Origin of the sequence: Pauljensenia sp. UMB3104, from assembly GCF_030217285.1 — a bacterium.
Lineage (GTDB): Bacteria > Actinomycetota > Actinomycetes > Actinomycetales > Actinomycetaceae > Pauljensenia.
This window is the reverse complement of sequence record NZ_JASONN010000655.1, coordinates 1-230: the sequence shown is the minus strand read 5'-3', so window position 1 is coordinate 230 and position 230 is coordinate 1. Positions and strand designations below refer to the sequence as shown.

Sequence of the window (230 nt, the reverse complement as noted above, 5' to 3'; positions counted from 1 at the left end):
CCTCTCGCCGAGCCACGCGCGCAGCGTCTGGATGCCGCCCGACAGCATGGTGACGTTGAAGCCCGCGTGGCGCACGATGCGGTAGCCGATCCAGGAGCGCACGCCTGCGGCGCACATGACGACGAAGGGCTGGTGGCCGACGCTCTCGTCGACCCAAGCCTGAACCTCATCGAGGCGGTCGCGCAGCTGGGTGTGGGGGATGTTGAGGGAGTTCGGCATATGCCCGGCCG

Annotated in this window: 1 protein-coding gene; it reads right to left on the bottom strand. The window is 69.1% G+C overall.

The features are described 5' to 3' along the window. A partial coding sequence (locus QP415_RS13160; RefSeq protein WP_285100370.1) for a rhodanese-like domain-containing protein occupies positions 1 to 230 on the bottom strand: 230 nt, incomplete at both ends.